The sequence below is a fragment of the Nostoc sp. genome (assembly GCF_036917155.1).
GTDB lineage: Bacteria > Cyanobacteriota > Cyanobacteriia > Cyanobacteriales > Nostocaceae > Nostoc.
Genome location: NZ_JBALDZ010000248.1, coordinates 23706 through 43739, shown reverse-complemented (window position 1 = coordinate 43739; position 20034 = coordinate 23706). Strand labels below are relative to the sequence as shown.

The window sequence follows — 20034 nt, the reverse complement described above, 5'->3', positions numbered from 1 at the left end:
TTTAGCGTCGCTTTCGTTCGCTTCGCTTCAGGCACTTATTCAATATAGCGAACACAATTCATTGTGTCAACTACTTTTTCCAAATTATTTTGGGAACGCTTTTATGTTTCCTGAAACTAGCTACAGTGTTGGGTTGTAAGCAACAATGGTTTATGCACTGTGTTAAGTAGGGAAGGGGGAAGCGTGAATTTTCAGTCAGTAATAGGCTTATTGCATCAGTTTTGGGGCGATCGCGGTTGTCTTATTGCCCAGCCCTACGATATTGAGAAGGGGGCTGGTACTAAGAATCCTCAGACTTTTTTAAGGGCATTGGGGCCGGAACCCTGGGCTGTGGCCTATGTTGAACCGTGTCGTCGCCCAACGGATGGGCGCTACGGCGAAAACCCCAACCGCTTCCAACACTATTATCAGTACCAAGTTTTGATTAAGCCGTCACCAGATAATATCCAGGAGATTTATCTTGATTCGTTAAGAGCTTTAGGTATTCGTCCTGAAGACCACGATATTCGGTTTGTAGAGGATAACTGGGAAGATGCAACGGTGGGAGCTTGGGGCACTGGATGGGAAGTATGGTTAGATGGGATGGAAATTACTCAATTTACCTACTTTCAACAGTGTGGAGGAATTGATTGCCGTCCTGTGTCCATTGAGATTACTTATGGTTTAGAGCGGCTGACAATGTATCTCCAGCAAGTAGAGGCAATTACTAAGATTCATTGGACGGACAACATTACCTATGGTGATGTTTACCTCCAGGGAGAGATTGAGCAGTGTACATACAACTTTGAAGCGTCCAATCCTGAGTTGCTGCTGACACTATTTAATTTGTATGAGCAGGAAGCTACCCAATTGACGGAGCGAGGATTGGTCTTGCCTAGCTTAGATTATGTAATGAAGTGTTCGCACACGTTCAATCTGCTGGATGCTAGAGGTGTGATTTCAGTGACGGAGAGAACTCGCTATATTGCCAGGATTCGGCATTTGGCTAGGAAGGTGGCTCATTTATATGTTGAGCAGAGGGAGAAGTTGGGTTTTCCGTTGCTCGAAGTCATGCCTGGGCGACTAGAAGTCGCGGCTACACAGACAAAACCTGCCTCCGCAGGTTAAACCTCTGATTTTGCATTCTTTAAACTAGGTATATTTTTATCGTAAATTAAAGGGTTTAAGAACCTGCAATCTACATGTAGCACCCATTTCAGTCGGGGTTTAAATCCCCGTCTGAAATGTCTTTAATTTTGAATTTTGAATTTTGAATTGTTAAGATGTGGCTGTTGCTAAAGGTCAGAAATCCCGTTAAATCTTGAGTCTAGAATATTAAAGCTACAAGGATAAGGCCCGCCTGTGCGGGCTTTGTTTGTATAAACTTGATGGACTATATTTCACCACATTGCTACCCTATCTATATTTAAGTCAGCTGCAAATTACGGTTGCCAGGTGCTTTTACAAAAATCTTATGATTCAAACCAGTGGTGTAATTATTTGTCTTGGCTATATTTTTGGGTTGCTGTTTACAGCAGTTCCTTGGGGTGGTGTGTGGATTTTGGTTGTGGGGATAGTGGGAGCAATTATTTTTAGAAGACGCTCAACGCTACGGCAATTTGCTCAGAAACCAGAAAATACTGGAAGCAAAAATAAGACAGTGCCTAACACTTGGCAAACTACTCCCCATCCTCGAATATGGCTAGCTGCTGGCTTGGTGGGATTATTGGCAACTCTATATTTTCAATGGCGAGTACCGCAACCAGGTGCAAAAGATATTAGTCAATTCGTTCCGACTGGAAATAGCAATAATCAAGAACAACTTGTGATTGTTCGCGGCAAAGTGGCGAGTAATCCCCGCTTGACTCGCAGTCAACGGGGACAATTTTGGTTAGAAGCGACTCAGCTAGATGAGGTCAAAAATGATAAAGGTTCAGCAGGTGTTCCAAAAGGGGTTACAGGCAAATTGTATGTGACAGTGCCTATACTTCAGGCTACTGGATTATACCCTAGTCAAGAAATTGCTGTGACTGGGATTTTGTACAAACCAAAGGCGGCTTCCAATCCTGGTGGTTTTGATTTTCAGAAGTTTCTCAAGCAAGAAGGAACGTTTGCTGGTTTGATTGGGCGACAAATAAATGTTTTGGATCAGGAACGGAAATGGGGGTGGTGGCAAATTCGGGAGCGAATTGTGCGATCGCAAGTTCGTTGGTTGGGTGTCCCAGAAGGGCCTCTTGTCAGTGCAATGGTTTTAGGTAGCAAAGCTGTTGATTTACCCTACGATATCCGCGATTTGTTTGTGCAAGCCGGATTAGCTCATGCTTTGGCAGCTTCCGGGTTCCAAACTTCTTTGATTTTGAGTGTGATCTTGCAGTTAACGAGGCGGGCAAAAAAAGGAACGCAATTTACCCTTGGCTTTTTGGCTTTAATCATTTTTCTAAGTTTAACAGGTTTTCAACCTGCGGTTCTCAGAGCCGTAATTATGGGTTTTGCGGCATTAGTTGGTTTGCTATTAAAAAGGAAGGTAAAACAGTTTGGATCATTACTATTAGCGGCAACTCTGCTATTAGTATTTAATCCTCTATGGATTTGGGATTTAGGTTTTCAATTAAGTTTTTTAGCAACATTGGGATTAGTTGTTACAGTATCCCCATTAGTCAATAGCCTAGCATGGCTACCACCTGCGATCGCTTCTTTAATTGCCGTTCCTCTATCTGCCACTATTTGGACTTTACCTGTGCAACTTTTTGTCTTTGGAGTTGTACCATCTTATAGTTTTTTCCTGAATGTGGTTAGTACTCCATTAATTTCGATTATTAGTATAGGTGGAATCATCAGTGCGTTGGTAGGTTTAGTTTGGACTGAAGCCGGAAGCTTTCTGGCTGGTGTGTTACATTACCCTACTGATTGGCTAATTAAACTAGTGGAGTTTTTTAGCAAGTTGCCAGGAAATTCTGTTGCTGTGGGCAGTATATCTAGTTGGCAACTTTTGGCAATTTATGTACTGATTATATTGGTTTGGCTAGTGCCTTGGTGGCAGCGGCGGTGGTGGTTTGCTAATGTGATTGCGATTGGTTTAGTATTCATTCCTCTTTGGCATTCTACAAATACATTGTTTAGGATAACAGTATTAGAATCTGGTACGGAACCAATTGTAGTTGTTCAAGATAGAGGTACTGTAACTGTAATTAATAGTGGTGATGAAGGTACAGGACGCTTCACAATCCTACCGTTTTTACAACAACAGGGTGTAAATCAAATCAATTGGGCGATTGCAACTGATTTCCAAGGCAATGAAAGTAATGCCTGGTTTGAATTAATGCAACGTTTACCAATCAATAATTTTTATGAATATTCTCCCAAAACAGATGATTCAATTACAACTCAGGCAATTCAACAGGAACTACAAAAACATCAAGGAATTTATCAATCTTTGGCAGTTGGTCAATCTGTGAAAGCTGGTTCGACAGTAGCAAAATTAATCAACGACCAATTACCTATCTTACAATTGCAAATTTTAGATCAGAATTGGTTATTAGTAGGTAATGTTAAATCTAAAGAGGTACAACAACTAGTTAAAAATGGAAGTTTACCTCACCCACAAGTGCTTTGGTGTCCGCCTGAGTCCTTGAAAGATTTAGTTATTGCCCTGCAACCACAAGTAGCGATCGCTTCTTCTGCTAACTTTGATCTAAAAACTTTATCTGAATTGAATCAAAGCCAAACCAAATTTTTTTTTACAGGACGAGATGGGGCTATTCAATGGACGCCTAATGATCAGTTTGAGGCATTTATTGAAGCAACAGAAAACAAGTCTTCTCTGTTATGAAAAAATAAAAAATGAATCCTCAATCAACTTTCAGGTGCGGTGACGCTATACGCCAGCACAACTTTATTATAGGCGTAGGCGTAGTCCACCGCAGGCATCGCAGAAATTGAGGAGTTACAAGCACACACCAGTTGATAACCCGCAACTTGGGTTACTACTGCTCCAACAATTTTATTCGCTGCCACCAAAGATTCAGGGGATAATAAACCACCGGTGCCCATAAACTACTCAGAATGGCAGAGGCAAGGGCGACACGCTGGTAATATGTCCAAATATCTGTCACCTTACGTTCATTGCCAAGTAAAGTTAATTGCAACCCAAAGATAGTTTCTGCTAAAACTGCCATCACAAAAACAATTACAGCAATCGAAATAAAATCTTCTTCGATAAAACGCTGTTTCTGGAGCAGACCAGTCAAAACTCCCACTATCCCTAAACTGAGGGCATGAGTAGGGTTAGGTGATGTCATTGAATCTTGAAGCAACCCTAGAACTATACCTGCCAATGCTCCGGCAAACACCGTGCGCTTCACACTCCAAGCTACCACCCAAATTAATAGCCAGTTAGGGCCAATTCCCAATAATTCCATACCTGGGAATCGGGTTGGTAATAATAGTAAACATAACAGTACAGATCCAACCGTCACTATCCAACCCAACAACTGGCGTATACCAGGATGCCAACGAGCAAGCGGCTGGATTCGGAATTTCGATTTTCGCTTTGACGATTTTGGCTTTTTCTGCCTGCTACCACCAAATGCAGGAATCTTCATTTTTCTATGGATTTTTAAGGAAGAATTTACTTAGACTTTTGCGGCACTTGATTTGCCGACTCTTGGTTTTCTGGCTTGGGATAAACAGCTACCCAATCAAGAGAGCGGATTGGCGGAAAAAGCTCAATTTTCGCCACTGATGCCGGAAGTTTCTTTAAATCCAGCGACTTGATTCGTCCTACCGCCAAACCAGAGGGAAATTTCTGACTATAGGTAGACGTGGAAACTAAATCTCCTACCTTGACGTTTGGAACTTTTTCATAAAACTCCAGCACTGCTTCGGCAGAAGAATCTCCTCGCAAAACGCCTTTAGCTGCTGTGCGGCTAACTGACACACCCACTTGACTCTTGAGGTCACTGATTAATAACACGCGGCTAGTATTAGGAGTTACACTCTCCACCAAACCCACTAATCCGCCTTCTGCTTTGACTATGAAGCCTTCCTGAATCCCTACATTCGCACCGCGATTCAGGGTAACTTGTTGCCACCACTGGTCGGCACTACGTCCTACCACCCGTGCTGGAATTGGCCGTGATGCCAGTGGCTCTTTTTCTACATAGCCTAATAAATCTTGTAGCTTTGTCTTTTGACTTTCCAAATCTACTATACGGGTTTGCAATTCTAGTATCCGGGCGTCTCTGATACGTTCTTCTGGAGTTGGCCCTGACTGCAACATCTCTAACGGCCGGGTAATTGCCTGGTATGTCTCAAGCACCAACTCACCTTGAGTCTGTCGCAATATCCAAGCACTACCAACCACTAGAGCTAATAAGCCGATTTGTAACCCTTTACGATCCCACCAACGCCGTATTGTCACCATATATACCTTTGTATACTTATACAAATTAAGTTCTACTTGGATTCTATTTATATAGAACCCAAATAGAACTCAAATAGAACTCAAGTCTGATATTTTTTTTTGCTACATATTGCGAGAGCTTTCGGTAACAACTCGTTCCAACTGTTTAAAGTTTTCTAACACACGACCTGTTCCCAGCACAACACAGCTCAAAGGATCAGCAGCAATGTGGGTAATAATCCCTGTTTCATGGCTAATTAGGGTATCTATGCCTTTGAGCAAAGCACCGCCGCCAGCTAACATAATACCTCTGTCAATAATGTCTGCTGCCAATTCTGGAGGTGTGCGTTCCAGTGTCCGCTTCACAGCTTCTATAATTACTGATAGCGGTTCTAACATGCTTTCACGGATTTCTGGGGCTTTGATTGTTACAGTGCGCGGTAGACCAGAAAGTAGGTGTAAACCTCGGACTTCCATCATTGCGTCATTATCATCATTCGTAGGATAGGCAGAACCAAGGCGAATCTTGATTTCCTCGGCAGTACGTTCACCAATGACTAAGTTATGAACTTTCTTAATATACTGAATGATTGAATCAGTTAATTCATCTCCAGCAATGCGAACTGATTCGCTGATGACTGTACCTTGAAGACTCAGTACCGCAACTTCTGTTGTACCACCACCAATATCGATGATCATGTTGCCAGTGGGTTCGGCAACAGGTAATCCTGCGCCAATAGCTGCGGCTACAGGTTCATCGATTAAATACACTTTTCTTGCTCCTGCTTGGTGAGCTGCATCCATCACAGCTCGCCTTTCTACTCCTGTGACGCCACTGGGAATACCAATGACAATTCGGGGTAAAATTAAAGATTTACCTTCATTTACACGCTGAATAAAGCTTTTGAGCATCAACTCGGCTATATCAAAGTCAGCGATTACACCATCCCGCAAAGGGCGGAGGGCAATCACATTTCCAGGTGTGCGGCCGAGCATTTTTTTGGCTTCTTCTCCTACTGCTAGTGCTACCTTTTCATTGACATCGATCGCAACTACAGAAGGTTCTTGTAGTACAATACCTTTACCAGATACATAAACTAGAGTGTTTGCAGTACCGAGGTCGATACCCATATCCCATGATGTGCGAAAGTTCCTAAAAATACCCACGCGTCTGTAAGCCCCCTATGTGCGATACTTTTTGACTACAACGGTTAAGAGTTAATTGTGCCGGATTCGATAAAGTTCGTATCCTGAGTTGAGTCAACTAGACTATATTTTTATATGATTCCCAGGAATATTTACTATGTCTCAAGCCCCGTATTTTTTGATATTATCTGGTTAGATTAGTATATCCGTATATTTTTATGTGTTTCTCCAAATAGTGTGTATAATTTTTCAAGTCAATTATATTGTTAACTGTTTAACACATTATTTTCAAGTCTTTCACAATTCGCTATGATGAAAGTCAGAATTTGCTAAGTACGTTTGTACTAAAAGGTAACGTGATGAGTATCAATGTTGTCAACCTCATTGGTCGTGTAGGCGGCGACCCAGAGATTAAGTATTTTGAGTCTGGTAGTGTGAAGTGTAGATTGACACTAGCAGTAAAAAGGCGATCGCGTAACAGCGATCAACCTGACTGGTTCGAGTTGGAACTATGGGGAAAGACAGCAGAGTTTGCCAAGAATTATGTACAAAAAGGTAAACAAATTGCCGTTAAAGGTTCCTTGAAGTTTGACGCTTGGAGCGATCGCCAAACAGGAATTAGCCGCTCTAAACCAGTTATTCTAGTAGATCAGGTGGACTTATTGGGTTCTAGGCAAGATGGAGACGGAGGAACGGGAGATATGTCTCCAGAACATTTTTAATTGGACATTGGGCATTAGACATCTCCGAAAAAGAATGTAGAGACGTAGCACTGCTACGTCTCTACAAGGGTTCTGGGTAACGCATCTTTAATTTTTGGAGATGTCTATTGGGCATTGGGCATTTTTAATTGGGCATTGATTATTAGTCCTTTGCCTTTACAAATGACAAAGGACAAATGACCAATGACTAATGACTAATAACTAATTTGCAGCGTCACCGATGCTTCTACTTGCTGTTCACCACCAATTACAGGGGTGGAAGCATCAGCTGACTTGGCAGCCTCAGCACGTAAAAACATGGGTGGTGGTGGCGCACTAGCATTATTAACTTGAATGCTTAGGATTTCTTTGGATTTAAAACCCAAGGCACTGAAAACGGCATCAGCTTGCTGTCGGGCATCTTGAGTAGCTTCTTTTAAGGCTTGCTTTTGAGCTGCTGCGATCGCTTCATCATTCGCAACAAAACTAATACCGTTAATTTGTGTTGCACCAGCTTTCACTGCATCATCCAATAATGTCCCAGCTTGTTCGGTAGGAATTCTAAAACTCACGGTGTTATTGGCAGCATAGCCTGTAATCTGCTGCACATTATTGGTATAGCTGTAAACTGGGTTGAGCCGGATACCAGTAGTTTGTAATTTTTCAACATTTTTGCTTTTTAAGAACGCAACTACAGCAGATGACCTCCGGGCGGCTTCTTGCTGTACCTCCTGTGCTGTTTTTCCCTGAATCTCTACTCCTAAACTGACTTGTGCCAAGGTTGTAGGAATTGTTTCTACTCCACGACCACTGACACTAAGGGTTCGCCACAATTTATCTTTTTCTTGTGCGAATGCAGGTAGGACAAAAGTTGCACATACTAGCATTGCTAAAGGCAGTATTTTCCACAAGTTTCCAGATGGAAACTGAGAACCGGGTAAAGTGGCTCTAGTCATAATATTTGCACTCCTCAAAGTATCCACAGATGTTTTGAATAAATGTATGTAGCAATCTTCGGATGGTTGTTGAGAGCCAACAGCCACCACAAGTTTTTCACAACTCAAGTGCGATCGCTAGATACGATTTGTATGTTCTTACTTTGACACTGCGATCGTCAAAAGCTGAAATGGTTACATTTTTTGAAACTAAAAAAATTACACTAGTGCAACACGGTGTAAATCAACTACTTATTCCAAATCAATGAAATGTTTAGGTTGTATACCTTTTTGAATTTTTAATTTTGAATTCAGATTGCGTCTTCATAGGATGTTTTTCAGAAACGCGTCAGAATCAAAGAGAAGGATTTTCACAGAACCCATGCATTTGTTAGATCCAATCAGCTTCTCTTTTCCTCTGCTGGCTACCGCAACACAAGCCGCAGACAGTTCAATGGTAGTCGAAGCAGTGCTACTAAGCTTAGTAGTCGTTTACCTCGCCAGCAAAGTTGGTGGAGAGTTATCAAACCAAGTGGGTTTGCCACCTGTTTTAGGCGAACTTCTCGGTGGTGTGGTAGTTGGCATCTCTGTTTTCCACCTTTTGGTGTTTCCAGAAGGCGGTACAGGCAGTTCTAGCTCTTTGATTATGTCCTTCCTTCAAACCACTGCTGGTTTAACGCCTGAAGCCACTCCAGCCGTGTATGCAGCCCAGTCCGAGGTCGTTTCCGTTTTGGCAGAATTGGGTGTGATCATTCTGCTGTTTGAAATCGGCTTGGAGTCGAACTTAAAAGACTTAATGGCAGTTGGTATCCAAGCTAGTGTCGTAGCAGTAGTGGGGGTAGTAGTACCTTTTGCTGCTGGTACTGTGGGACTGATGACTTTGTTTGGTATCGATGCTGTACCCGCAATTTTTGCCGGAGCGGCTTTGACTGCCACTAGTATTGGTATTACTTCCAAAGTGCTGTCAGAACTGGGGCGACTCAATTCTAAAGAAGGGCAGATTATTTTGGGTGCTGCCGTAATTGACGACGTACTGGGAATCATCGTTTTAGCGGTAGTTGCCAGTTTAGCTAAAGATGGTGTGGTGGATGTCAGCAAAGTGATTTATTTGATTATCAGCGCCACTGGTTTTATTTTGGGAGCAATCCTACTAGGCAACGTTTTCAATAAATCCTTTGTAGCGATCGCCGATCAACTCAAAACACGCGGTGGACTTGTAATACCAGCATTGGTCTTCGCTTTTGCGATGGCATATCTTGCTGCTGTCATCCACTTAGAAGCAATTCTGGGAGCTTTTGCAGCTGGTTTAGTCCTAGAAGAGACAGATAAGCGGAAAGAATTGCAAACACAAGTCTCTCCCATTGCCGATATATTGGTGCCAATTTTCTTTGTGACTGTTGGCGCAAAAACCGATTTGGGAGTGTTAAACCCAGCAATTCCCGACAATCGGGAAGGTCTAATTATGGCAACTTTCCTGATTACAGTAGCCATTCTCGGTAAAGTGATCACAGGTTTAAGCGTGTTTGGTCAACCGGGAATCAACCGTTTAGCGATCGGTGTGGGGATGATTCCCAGAGGCGAGGTTGGGTTAGTGTTTGCTGGTGTTGGTGCTGCCAGTGGCGCTCTCTCGAAACCATTAGGGGCAGCAATTATCATGATGGTTATCTTGACAACCTTTTTAGCTCCTCCCTTGTTACGATTTGTATTTCCAGATCCAAAAACCGTGGAGGCAGGCTCAGAGCAACTAATTTTAGACGGTTCTTCTGGGACTTCGTTGGTAATTGAACCACTTCAGTCAAGGGTGCCAGCATCAAATGACAGCGGCAGTTTGGAAGTAACCCCAGAATCTAGCGATCGTTAATTATTGGGAATGGGGAATAGGGAATGGGGAATAGGGAATAGGGCATTGGGCATTCATTGGGAATTGGGCATTGATTATTTCCCTGCTCCCTCATCCCCCTCATCCCCCTCATCCCCCAATTGTGCAATGGAAACTTCTATCCCCAAATCTCCGTCCCGTGTGATTGTAGAATAATCGTTTGATTATAATTTCTACCAGCATTCAAAATGTTACTTATTCGCCTAAATCGGAGAGAAGGCTCCCGCCATAATCTGTGATTTGGCGGTGAGACGGCAGTCGCTTCAAGTCAGCGGAGCCGCCCAACGCGCTGCCTCATGAATCGAGGGCGAAAAACGAGACAAACACCTACCATAACTGACTGAAAGTCAGTGAGGGAGAGGGAATAGTTGAGTTTTTCGCAAATTCTATCCTATAATTTATGCTAGTGTGCATGACGTAAATATGCTGGTATTTGAGGCCAAATTAGAAGGGGAAAATGGGCAGTATCGAGCGCTTGATGAAGTAATTAGAACTGCTCGTTTTGTTCGCAATGCAAGCCTTAGATACTGGATGGATAACAACGGCGTTGGGCGATACTACCTCAGTAAATTCTGTGCTGTGCTTGCTGCTAATACAGAGTTTCCTTGGGTATCTAAGTTGAACTCGATGGCAAGGCAAGCTAGTGCTGAAAGAGCGTGGTCTGCAATCGCTCGATTTTTTGATAACTGCAAGAAAAGCAAACCTGGGAAGAAGGGTTTCCCAAAGTTCAAGAAAGAACAAACACACAGTTCTGTTGAGTACAAAACTTGTGGGTGGCGACTTTCTGACGACCGCAGGTATATCACTTTCTCGGATGGGTTTAAAGCAGGAACTTTCAAGCTCTGGGGAACTCGTGACCTGCATTTCTACCAACTTAAGCAGTTTAAAAGAGTGCGGGTTGTGCGTCGTGCTGATGGCTATTACGCCCAATTTTGCATTGACCAAGAACGGATTGAGAGACGTGATCCAACAGGTAAAACGGTTGGCATTGATGTTGGACTGAACCATTTCTATACCGATAGCGAAGGTAAAAGGAAAGCCAATCCGCGACACCTGGGTAAGTCTGAGAAGTCTTTGAAACGGCTCTCACGGGCGTTGTCTAAGACAAATATTGGTTCTAAAAACAGAGCTAAGTTTAGAAATAAACTTGCGCGTAAACACCTCAAAGTAAGTCGCCAACGTAAAGACTTTGCTGTTAAAACGGCAAGGTGCGTAGTCAAATTTAACGATTTGGTGGCGTATGAGGATTTGAAGGTGCGGAATATGCTGAGGAATAGACACCTCGCCAAGTCGATACATGAGGCAGCATGGACTCAGTTCCGAGAATGGGTTGAGTATTTCGGTCGAAATAAATGTTTTTATTTCGTTCCATAAATAAATTTAGTTGCTTGTTACCATTTTGATTTTTCTTTATGAGTGCCTTTTAACTTTTTACTTTTGCCTTGTTCGGTCAGATTTCCCCACCTCTACAGGTGGAAGGTTTCATAATGGGGATTTATACCCAATATGAAACCTGATAACTGATTTAAGTGTGTCTTCGGACAGTTTTTAGGTATTTAGATCACGACTGAGACATAGTAAGTGGTGTCGTTAAATTAGTTGAAAAATGCTGTAATACCAGCTTAAAAATCAAAAAAGGCATCAGAGGTCAAGTTTAGGTGGTGACGGTGTGATGATTTACCAATGAGTTGAGATATTGACGACTCCCATGAACGTGAATTAGGAGAAAGGACTGTGAAATTACACTGGTTACTACCCAGCACTATTGGAACTATCTTCATGCTATCGTCGCCAGCAATGGCCGCGAGACTTGAATCTTGGCGCTTTGATGCTAATCAAAACAGGCTAGAAATTAATACTGTAGGAACAGTTCAACCCAAGGCACAGCTAGTTTTCAACCCGACTCGGCTGGTAATTGATTTGCCAGGCACTACATTTGGTCGTCCGCAGCTAACCCAACAGGTGGGTGGTGGAATTCGCTCGATCCGTGTTGGGCAGTTTGATATAGATACAACACGCATAGTTATCGAACTGTCTCCTGGTTACACTTTAGACCCCAAACGAGTACAATTTGTTGGTACAACTGGCGATCGCTGGACGGTGCAATTACCTAGACCAGAAGTCGATAGAGTCGCTTCATCTCCCAGAAGTGCTTACAGTGTAGTTACCCCAGACTCTGAACCTCAACCCAGTATTTCAAGGGTTGCTACTACTACACGAGGGGCAACTCAAATTGAGCATTTACAAGTAACAGGTGATGGTTTGTTCATTCGTACCAGTGGTGGTAATCCTGGAATTCAAGTAATTCGCAGCCGCGATCGCGCTACTATTTTCGTGGATATCTCTGGCGCATCTTTATCACCACATCTGGCGCAACAGAATAATATACCTGTTAACAAACATGGTATTAGCCGTGTCGAATTCACCTCATTACAAACCCAACCTCCTGGTGTCCGCCTGACTTTGCGGGTAGATAAAAATAGCCCAGACTGGCGAGCAACTAATAGTAACGGCGGTGGTTTGATAGTTTTGCCTAATCGCGTTGTCAGATTATCTGGAAGTAATAATTCCGACAATCAGTCAGAAGCCGTTTCTTTTCCTAGTAGATCGTCTGCCAATAACTCGCCTGCAACAATTGAATCTGTGCAACTGGCTGATAATGGCACACAACTGCTAATTAGAGGCAACCAACCTTTATCGGCAACAGGAACCTGGGATAGATCCTCTGGTCTGTTCCGCGTTACGATTACCAATGCCAAGTTAGCTCCCAGAGTCACAGGCCCTACTTTTGCTGCTAATAGCCCGATTATTCGGGTACGTCTGCAACCCCAAGCACCCAACACTGTTGTTGTCTTAGTTCAACCAGCAAGTGGAGTGCAACTTGGGCAACCCAGGCAAATCGACGATCAGCTTTTGGCTCTACCAATCCAAGGTTCTCGGCGAGTTGTTGCCCTTCCCGGAAGACCACCTTTTGCTTTACCTGGGCTACCGCCGCCAAACCGGGGGCCATTCCCAGATCCAAATCATCCCAATCCCCAGCCCATAACACAACCACAGCGCCGCATTCCCAATGGGCGAGTGGTAGTCATTATTGACCCCGGACATGGTGGTAAAGACTCTGGAGCGCTTGGCATTGGGGGGGCACGCGAAAAGGATGTGATCTTGCCTATTGGTAAAAGACTTGCTGAGATTTTGCAGCAACATGGCATACAAGTAATTATGACGCGGGATTCTGACTATTTTGTTACCCTTCCGGGACGGGTGCAATTAGCAGAGCGAGCGAATGCTGATGTGTTTGTTAGCATACATGCCAATTCAGCAGGTGCGAGTCGTCCCGATGTTAATGGCTTGGAAGTCTATTATTACGACAGCGGATTGGAGCTAGCTCGCGTTGTCCGTAGTAGTATTCTGCAAAGCATTGGTACTCTCAAAGACAGGGGAGTACGGCGAGCCAGATTTTATGTCCTCAGAAAAAGTTCTATGCCCTCCATTCTCGTGGAAACGGGTTACATGACTGGTCGAGAGGATATGGCTAGGCTGAGAACTTCAGCTTACCAAAATCAGATGGCAGAAGCGATCGCTCGTGGCGTTCTTCAGTATCTAAAGAGAAGATAAGTGATTTAGTCTAAATTTCTAAATTATTGAGTAAGTAAATCTCATCTTTACCATTTTTATCCAATTTAGTAGTAAAACAATTTAAGTATTCTTGCGGCGGGATAGGAGTAGCTTCTTTGTTATTGTCATCTGATGCAATGCATGTCAACAGATTTTGGATTTTAGATTTGGGATTGGTATCACCTACAACAGGTGCGAGTGTAGCAGGGCGCTAGTCTGGCAAAAAACTAAAATCGGGAATCTAAAATCTCAAATTGGCAGTCAAATTTATCTAGTACAGCACGGCGGAAATAAACATACCATTTCAAATAGCGCAAGACCTTGGAATACAATTCTTTTGACTTTTGACTTTTGACTTTTGACTTCCGCCTTGCGGTACTAGGCTAATGGCATGGCAAAATCAGAGGAGCGTGCTATATTTTACGCCATTAGCTGTGTCTTAATAACAGCGCAAAACTCAAGTGGGCGCGGTGACGGTGTGAGGATTTGCCAATATGTTGAGATGTTGACGGCTCCCATAAATGTGAATCAGGAGAAAAGACTGTGAAATTACGCTGGTTACTATCCAGTACTATTGGAACCATCTTCATGCTATCGTCGCCCGCAATGGCCGCGAGACTAGAATTTTGGCGTTTTGATGCCAATCAAAACAGGCTGGAAATTAATACTTCAGGAAATGTTCAACCCCAGGCACAATTAATTTTTAACCCCACTCGTTTGGTAATTGATTTGCCAGGAACCACATTTGGGCGTCCGCAGTTAACCCAACAGGTGGGCGGTGCAATTCGTTCGATCCGTGTTGGGCAGTTTGATGAACAAACAACGCGCATAGTCGTAGAATTGACTCCTGGTTATACTTTAGACCCCAAGGGAGTGCAATTTGTCGCCACAACTGGCGATCGCTGGACAGTGCAATTACCTACGCCAGAAGCCGAAAATGCACCCTCAAGAAACACTGAGGGGCAGCAAGAACAAGCTATAGCCACAGCAACTTCACCCAGAATATCTACACCAGGATTCCCCCAAAGGGATATTTACAACGTGGTGAGAACTGACTCTGTTAATCCACCTCACAACAGACCCCTTCTTGCCAGGGTTACTCAAATTGAGAAATTACAAGTCACAGGCGATGGTTTTTTCATTGCTACAAGTGGTGGCAATCCTCAGATTCAGGTAAATCGTAGCAACGATCAAAAAGCAATCAACATCGACATTACTGGCGCAACTTTATCACCAAATCTAGAGCAGCGGGATTTGTCGATTAATCGCTATGGTGTCAGCCGTATCCAGTTTACCCAACTGCAAACCAGTCCATCTGTTGTTCGCCTGACTTTACAGGTAGATGAAAATAGTCAAAATTGGCGAGCAACCACTAGCAGTGTTGGTGGTTTTGTGATTCTACCCAGTCGTGGCGTTGCCCAGTTCCCTGGAAGTAACAATCAACGTCCCATATCATCTAGGAACAACTCAACTGCTACCATTCAGTCTGTGCAACTGGCTAATAATGGCACACAACTGCTGATTAGAGCCGACCAAGCTTTATCTGCTACAGGAGGCTGGGATAGATCATCTGGTCTGTTCCGCATCACTATCAATAATGCTAAGTTAGCTCCCAAGGTAACAGGCCCTACTTTTAATCCTAATAGCCCTATCCTGCGAGTACGCCTACAACCACAAGAATCCAACACTGTCAGCGTTTTGGTTCAACCAGCAGCCGGAGTGCAAATTGGGGAACTCAACCAGATTGGCGACGAGCTTTTAGCTTTAGAATTACGACGCTCTGGTAGCAGCAGTATCACACCGTCCATTAGTTTACCTCCCCTGCCATCGCTAGACCAAGGTCAATTGCCAAACCCCACAGATAATCCTCGTCCCATCTCCCAGTCACGGCCACGCCCCTCCGTTCCTAGAGGGAAATTGGTAGTAGTTATTGACCCAGGACATGGTGGAAAAGACTCAGGTGCCCCTGGTTTGGGTGGACTTTTAGAAAAGAATGTAATTCTGCCTATTGGTAAAAGGGTAGGAGCAATTTTAGAGCAAAATGGTGTACAAGCGGTGCTAACGCGGGATGCTGACTTTTTCGTAGAACTTCAGGGACGGGTAGACATTACCAAGCGAGCTAATGCGACTTTGTTTGTCAGCATTCACGCTAATTCCGTTGATAATCGCCCTGATGTCAATGGGTTAGAAGTATATTATTACGATAGCGGTTATGGTCTGGCTGAAGTAGTTCGTAAAACCATCCTCCAGGAGATCGGTACTATCAAAGATCGGGGAACCCGCAAAGCCAGATTCTACGTCCTCAGAAAAAACTCCATACCTGCTATTCTCGTGGAAACAGGCTATATGACTGGTTATGAGGATAATCCCAGATTGGGAACACCAGAATATCAAAATCGGATGGCAGAAGCGATCGCTCGTGGCATTCTAAAATACTTACAGCAGAGGTAATATACTACAGATTACTAATTAAAGAGGTGGTATGTGAACTTCTTTGACGTGCAGAATTTAGTGGTCAATTTGGAGATTGTCTGCTAAATTCTGTATTTTAAATCCCAAAACCTAAATTAATATCTGCCTGTGTATTCATCTTCCATTTTTGAAGGGAATCTTGACGATTTTTCCGATCAAGAACCCCAACGTGCCTCAATTGGCATCTTTGACAGTGGTGTTGGTGGGCTGACGGTATTGCGACAACTCTATCGGCAACTCCCCAATGAATCAATTATTTATTTTGGGGATACAGCTAGACTTCCTTACGGAATTCGTTCACAAGCAGAAATTCTACGATTTACCCGTGAAATTATTACCTGGCTACAACAGCAGCAGGTAAAAATGGTAATTATGGCTTGCAACACCAGTTCCGCCCTCGCCCTAGAAACCGTGCGCCAAGAATTCAGCATACCCATTTTGGGAGTGATTCTACCAGGTGCAAAAGCTGCGGTGCAGCAAGGAAAGCGTATTGGTGTAATTGCCACTCCAGCTACAGCCAAGAGTAATGCTTATAAGCACGCCATACTTGAAATTGCTCCTGATGTCCAAGTCTGGCAAGTTGGATGCCCAGAGTTTGTACCACTAATTGAGCAAAACCGCATTCATGACCCTTACACTGCCGAAGTAGCACGAGCTTACCTGGAGCCTTTATTAGAGCAGGAAATTGATACCTTAGTTCACGGCTGTACCCATTATCCCCACCTGACACCAATACTGCGATCGCTCCTCCCCTCTCAAGTCCAATTAATTGATCCAGCTGTTCATGTTGTGGCAGCTTGTGCCCAAGAGCTAGACCTGTTAGGCTTAAGAAATACTCATCTACCATTACCAACTCGCTTCGCCGTCAGCGGTTGTCCGCAACAGTTTTCTCAGTCAGGAGTCCAGTGGCTAGGCTACACCCCAATGGTTGAAGAGGTTTCCTTCACTGATATCGCTATTTCCCAACTCCATTGAAGAAGGCAGCTATGCTGTCTTGCTGAGGGCAGAAGGTTCAATTTAGAAGGGGATTCAAACCCCTCCTAAATTGAGGCCACAAAACAAGAAAATTTGGTGGGGGTCTTAAACCCTTGTTCCCTTCTCTTCGAGACGCTGCGCGAACGGTCACGAGCTTCTTGACACGAGTCAGAATTCCCTCCTGCCCTCTGCCTTTCCCAATAAAACTAATTAGTCCTTAGTCATTTAATCAAAACAAATGACCAAGGACTAATGACCAATGAGCTAATGACTATTAACTGATATCTCCTGCTTGTGTTTTCCTTCGGCAGATGAAGGAAAACTTGTCGGAACAGTCTTTGTACCCGTTCGCTTCGCCAGTGCTAATAACAGGTAGACTGTGAACAAATATCCAGACGCTAAAATAAAAATCATCATAGGCATACTTCCGTAAATCATTGTTCTACTAGCACCCTTCTAAACGAATATAAAATTCCATAAAATTAGTAGAACCTCAACCAACCAAGTGCATTCTTGATGGCTGTAGTTTCATATAGTAAAATTACCTATAGAGATCAAATCCTCTACGGACAAAGAATTTATGATCTAATGCGACTTCTTGCAGACCATAGATCCCACAGCAGTTAGCTTGCCATTTAGCAATCTAAAACTACGATTCTCAGCGGTCTACTTGATCTGCTTTATTTTTGCTCAAACTTCTGTGAAAAGAGCAATGCTTGCGCTCAACGTGCGCTGAAGACGTGTAGCGGCTTCCCATAGGGATATCACATAGCTCCAAACCAGGAGTTTTGCGTATCGTAGGAAAAATTAAAGAATTTATTCCCTTAATCTCACCGACGAATATTTATTTTAGACTCACAACGCTAAGTCAGTAGAATCAACTACTCGCTGACTCACTTTTTGCGTGTGAATATCTTACAAAATTTAAAATTCCTATACTTTAGCGTAACACAAAGACCCTGAATTTTGAGCCGATTCGGCTGCTAAATTTCAAATTTTTTGAAGAGCTACACCATCAATCTGGAGAAATTTAGCCTGAATCATTGGCGACAAATTTAAGTCATATTCCTTTTGTCAATAAGTAATATTGCTTAAATTATGCTTTTAACTGTGGCGGGAAAAGTGAGACGAGAAATTACTTAACACAATTTAATCTTATATTTATCCCCATTTACTGAGGATTCATGTTTTAAGCTAGTTTAAAGTCTGAGTTTTCATAAAAATAAGCATAATTACTTATTGACAAAAGCATTAGTAACCTTAATTATCACCCATAGACTGATAAAAATGGGATTACCTGATGAAAACTTTGCGCTGGCACAGGCTTATCTTAAAATGAGTATAGGATATGTAAACTTTCGTAACCTAAGTCAGAGTCCGCCCATCCATGACCCCAGCCACCTCCCTGTTTACCCCTGTGGAAGCAGACCTGCGACTACTAGCAGATAACCTAAAACAGCTAGTTGGAAATCGCCACCCCATTCTATTTGCAGCAGCCGAATATTTATTCGGAGCTGGGGGAAAGCGTATCAGACCAGCAATTGTCCTACTAATATCGCGGGCAACAATGTTAGAACAAGACATGACACCGCGTCATCGCCGCCTTGCTGAGATTACAGAAATGATTCACACAGCAAGCTTGGTACATGACGATGTGGTAGATGAATCAGATGTGCGGCGAGGCGTTCCCACTGTTCATAGTTTCTTTAACAGTAACCGCATTGCCATCTTAGCAGGAGATTTTCTCTTTGCCCAATCGTCCTGGTATTTAGCAAACTTGGACAATTTGGAGGTGGTGAAACTGCTCTCAGAAGTCATTATGGATCTAGCTACTGGGGAGATTCAGCAGGGACTAAATCGTTTTGATGCTGATATCTCTATTGAAACTTACATTGAGAAGAGTTATTACAAAACAGCTTCGTTAATCGCCAACAGTTCTAAAGCTGCTGGGTTACTCAGTGAAGTCTCACGAGAAACTGTTGAGCATCTGTATAGCTATGGTCGTCATTTTGGTATAGCATTTCAAATTGTTGATGACATTCTAGATTTCACCAGTACAACAGATACCTTGGGTAAACCAGTAGGGTCGGATCTCAAAAGTGGTAATCTGACCGCACCCGTTTTATTTGCTTTAGCCCAAAAACCATCTTTGGAAGTGCTGATTAAACGAGAGTTTGCTCAAGAAGGAGATTTAGAGCAAGCACTCGCACTGATTCAAGATAGTCAAGGTATACGGCAGGCGCGAGAGTTAGCTGCTCACCATGCTAAGTTGGCAATTGAACATCTTGCAGTTCTCCCACCCTCAGAATCTCACCAGGCATTGATTAACATAGCTGAGTACACACTGAGTCGCCTCTATTAAATTAGTTCTCAGTTAGGAATTGTCAAAAAAAAACATCCAACTTTTCTTGTGGGGTGGACATCTTGTCACTGGTGTCAACTTAACGTGAAAGCAAGTTGAGAACTAGCTTTTAGATCAATGCGCTTGGGTTAAGGGCTACGTGGCAACAATTTTGGGTCTTCGAGACGCGATAAATCGCCGTATCTACAAGTGTTTTGTTGCTCATTCTGAACTGTATTGGCTTTTAGATTGCCTTGTTTCCAGTCTCCGACTGGAAATGCCCGTCGTTGGGGCTGCCGCCTCCCTTACTGGCGGCAGAGCCGCTAGGAGCCGCATTTCCCGACTCTGGCTGAAAACGAGATTTGAAGAGGCTTTTAGCTTAAGTTGACATCTTGTCCGCCCCATAAGTAGTAGTAATTTATTTCTTGGTAATCCCTTTAAAAATAGGGATTTAGTTGTAGGTGTAGGATGTCTTACGGCTTTTGTAATGCTCCGAAAACCTGAAATGATGTGTTGGGATATTTTATTTATTTGGAAATTCTGAAGTGTAAAACTCTGGTTCACTGCGAAATTAAAACTAAAAAATGTTC

Annotated in this window: 17 protein-coding genes and 1 pseudogene; 12 read left to right on the top strand and 6 right to left on the bottom strand. The window is 43.3% G+C overall.

The annotated features are described in order from the left end of the window. Positions 1-183 precede the first annotated feature (183 nt). Positions 184-1107 (top strand): glycine--tRNA ligase subunit alpha, encoded by a 924-nt coding sequence (gene glyQ / locus V7K67_RS33705; RefSeq protein WP_334707644.1) that lies wholly within the window; start codon positions 184-186, stop codon positions 1105-1107. 346 nt (positions 1108-1453) lie between these two features. Then, on the top strand, positions 1454-3808 hold the full coding sequence (locus V7K67_RS33700; protein WP_334732468.1) for a ComEC/Rec2 family competence protein: 2355 nt from the start codon (positions 1454-1456) through the stop codon (positions 3806-3808). A gap of 23 nt (positions 3809-3831) precedes the next feature. On the opposite strand, the gene V7K67_RS33695 is transcribed toward V7K67_RS33700, so the two are convergent. From V7K67_RS33695 to V7K67_RS33680, 4 genes are all read right to left on the bottom strand, one after another. Continuing rightward, on the bottom strand, positions 3832-3993 hold the full coding sequence (locus V7K67_RS33695) for a hypothetical protein (RefSeq protein ID WP_334707646.1): 162 nt from the start codon (positions 3991-3993) through the stop codon (positions 3832-3834). Beyond that, positions 3963-4580 (bottom strand): rod shape-determining protein MreD, encoded by a 618-nt coding sequence (mreD, locus tag V7K67_RS33690; protein WP_334707647.1) that lies wholly within the window; start codon positions 4578-4580, stop codon positions 3963-3965. The genes V7K67_RS33695 and mreD overlap by 31 nt, the downstream gene beginning before the upstream one ends. Before the next feature lie 26 nt (positions 4581-4606). Beyond that, complete coding sequence (gene mreC / locus V7K67_RS33685; protein WP_334707648.1) at positions 4607-5401, bottom strand: rod shape-determining protein MreC; 795 nt, start codon at positions 5399-5401, stop codon at positions 4607-4609. A gap of 102 nt (positions 5402-5503) precedes the next feature. Further along, the gene (locus V7K67_RS33680; RefSeq protein ID WP_179069148.1) at positions 5504-6511 is read right to left on the bottom strand and encodes a rod shape-determining protein; all 1008 of its coding nucleotides are present in this window, start codon (positions 6509-6511) and stop codon (positions 5504-5506) included. 374 nt (positions 6512-6885) lie between these two features. Between V7K67_RS33680 and V7K67_RS33675 the strand changes: the two genes are divergently transcribed. Continuing rightward, on the top strand, positions 6886-7248 hold the full coding sequence (locus tag V7K67_RS33675) for a single-stranded DNA-binding protein (protein ID WP_179065879.1): 363 nt from the start codon (positions 6886-6888) through the stop codon (positions 7246-7248). A gap of 194 nt (positions 7249-7442) precedes the next feature. On the opposite strand, the gene V7K67_RS33670 is transcribed toward V7K67_RS33675, so the two are convergent. Continuing rightward, a complete protein-coding gene (locus tag V7K67_RS33670) occupies positions 7443-8183 on the bottom strand; it encodes an SIMPL domain-containing protein (RefSeq protein ID WP_334707649.1) in 741 nt (246 codons plus the stop codon). 62 nt (positions 8184-8245) lie between these two features. On the opposite strand from V7K67_RS33670, the gene V7K67_RS33665 reads away from it, so the two are divergent. From V7K67_RS33665 to murI, 7 genes and pseudogenes are all read left to right on the top strand, one after another. Further along, a complete protein-coding gene (locus V7K67_RS33665) occupies positions 8246-8431 on the top strand; it encodes a hypothetical protein (RefSeq protein WP_334732469.1) in 186 nt (61 codons plus the stop codon). Positions 8432-8544: 113 nt separating this feature from the next. Continuing rightward, a complete protein-coding gene (locus V7K67_RS33660; RefSeq protein WP_334707651.1) occupies positions 8545-10023 on the top strand; it encodes a cation:proton antiporter in 1479 nt (492 codons plus the stop codon). A gap of 9 nt (positions 10024-10032) precedes the next feature. Then, the gene (locus V7K67_RS33655; protein ID WP_335170269.1) at positions 10033-10197 is read left to right on the top strand and encodes a hypothetical protein; all 165 of its coding nucleotides are present in this window, start codon (positions 10033-10035) and stop codon (positions 10195-10197) included. A 267-nt stretch (positions 10198-10464) separates the two neighbouring features. Continuing rightward, positions 10465-11388 (top strand): annotated as a pseudogene (locus V7K67_RS33650) (RNA-guided endonuclease InsQ/TnpB family protein); the annotation flags it as partial. 387 nt (positions 11389-11775) lie between these two features. Next, positions 11776-13656: an N-acetylmuramoyl-L-alanine amidase gene (locus V7K67_RS33645; RefSeq protein WP_334732471.1), complete on the top strand. Its 1881-nt coding sequence runs from the start codon at positions 11776-11778 to the stop codon at positions 13654-13656. A 543-nt stretch (positions 13657-14199) separates the two neighbouring features. Then, positions 14200-16107, top strand: a complete 1908-nt coding sequence (locus V7K67_RS33640) for an N-acetylmuramoyl-L-alanine amidase (protein WP_334732472.1) — start codon at positions 14200-14202, stop codon at positions 16105-16107. A 129-nt stretch (positions 16108-16236) separates the two neighbouring features. Then, complete coding sequence (murI, locus tag V7K67_RS33635; RefSeq protein WP_334732473.1) at positions 16237-17103, top strand: glutamate racemase; 867 nt, start codon at positions 16237-16239, stop codon at positions 17101-17103. A gap of 264 nt (positions 17104-17367) precedes the next feature. On the opposite strand, the gene V7K67_RS33630 is transcribed toward murI, so the two are convergent. Further along, positions 17368-17520: a hypothetical protein gene (locus V7K67_RS33630; RefSeq protein ID WP_334707660.1), complete on the bottom strand. Its 153-nt coding sequence runs from the start codon at positions 17518-17520 to the stop codon at positions 17368-17370. Positions 17521-18490: 970 nt separating this feature from the next. Between V7K67_RS33630 and sds the strand changes: the two genes are divergently transcribed. Continuing rightward, complete coding sequence (gene sds, locus V7K67_RS33625; protein WP_334707655.1) at positions 18491-19465, top strand: solanesyl diphosphate synthase; 975 nt, start codon at positions 18491-18493, stop codon at positions 19463-19465. 139 nt (positions 19466-19604) lie between these two features. After that, complete coding sequence (locus V7K67_RS33620) at positions 19605-19832, top strand: hypothetical protein (protein ID WP_334732474.1); 228 nt, start codon at positions 19605-19607, stop codon at positions 19830-19832. The last annotated feature ends 202 nt before the right edge of the window (positions 19833-20034 follow it).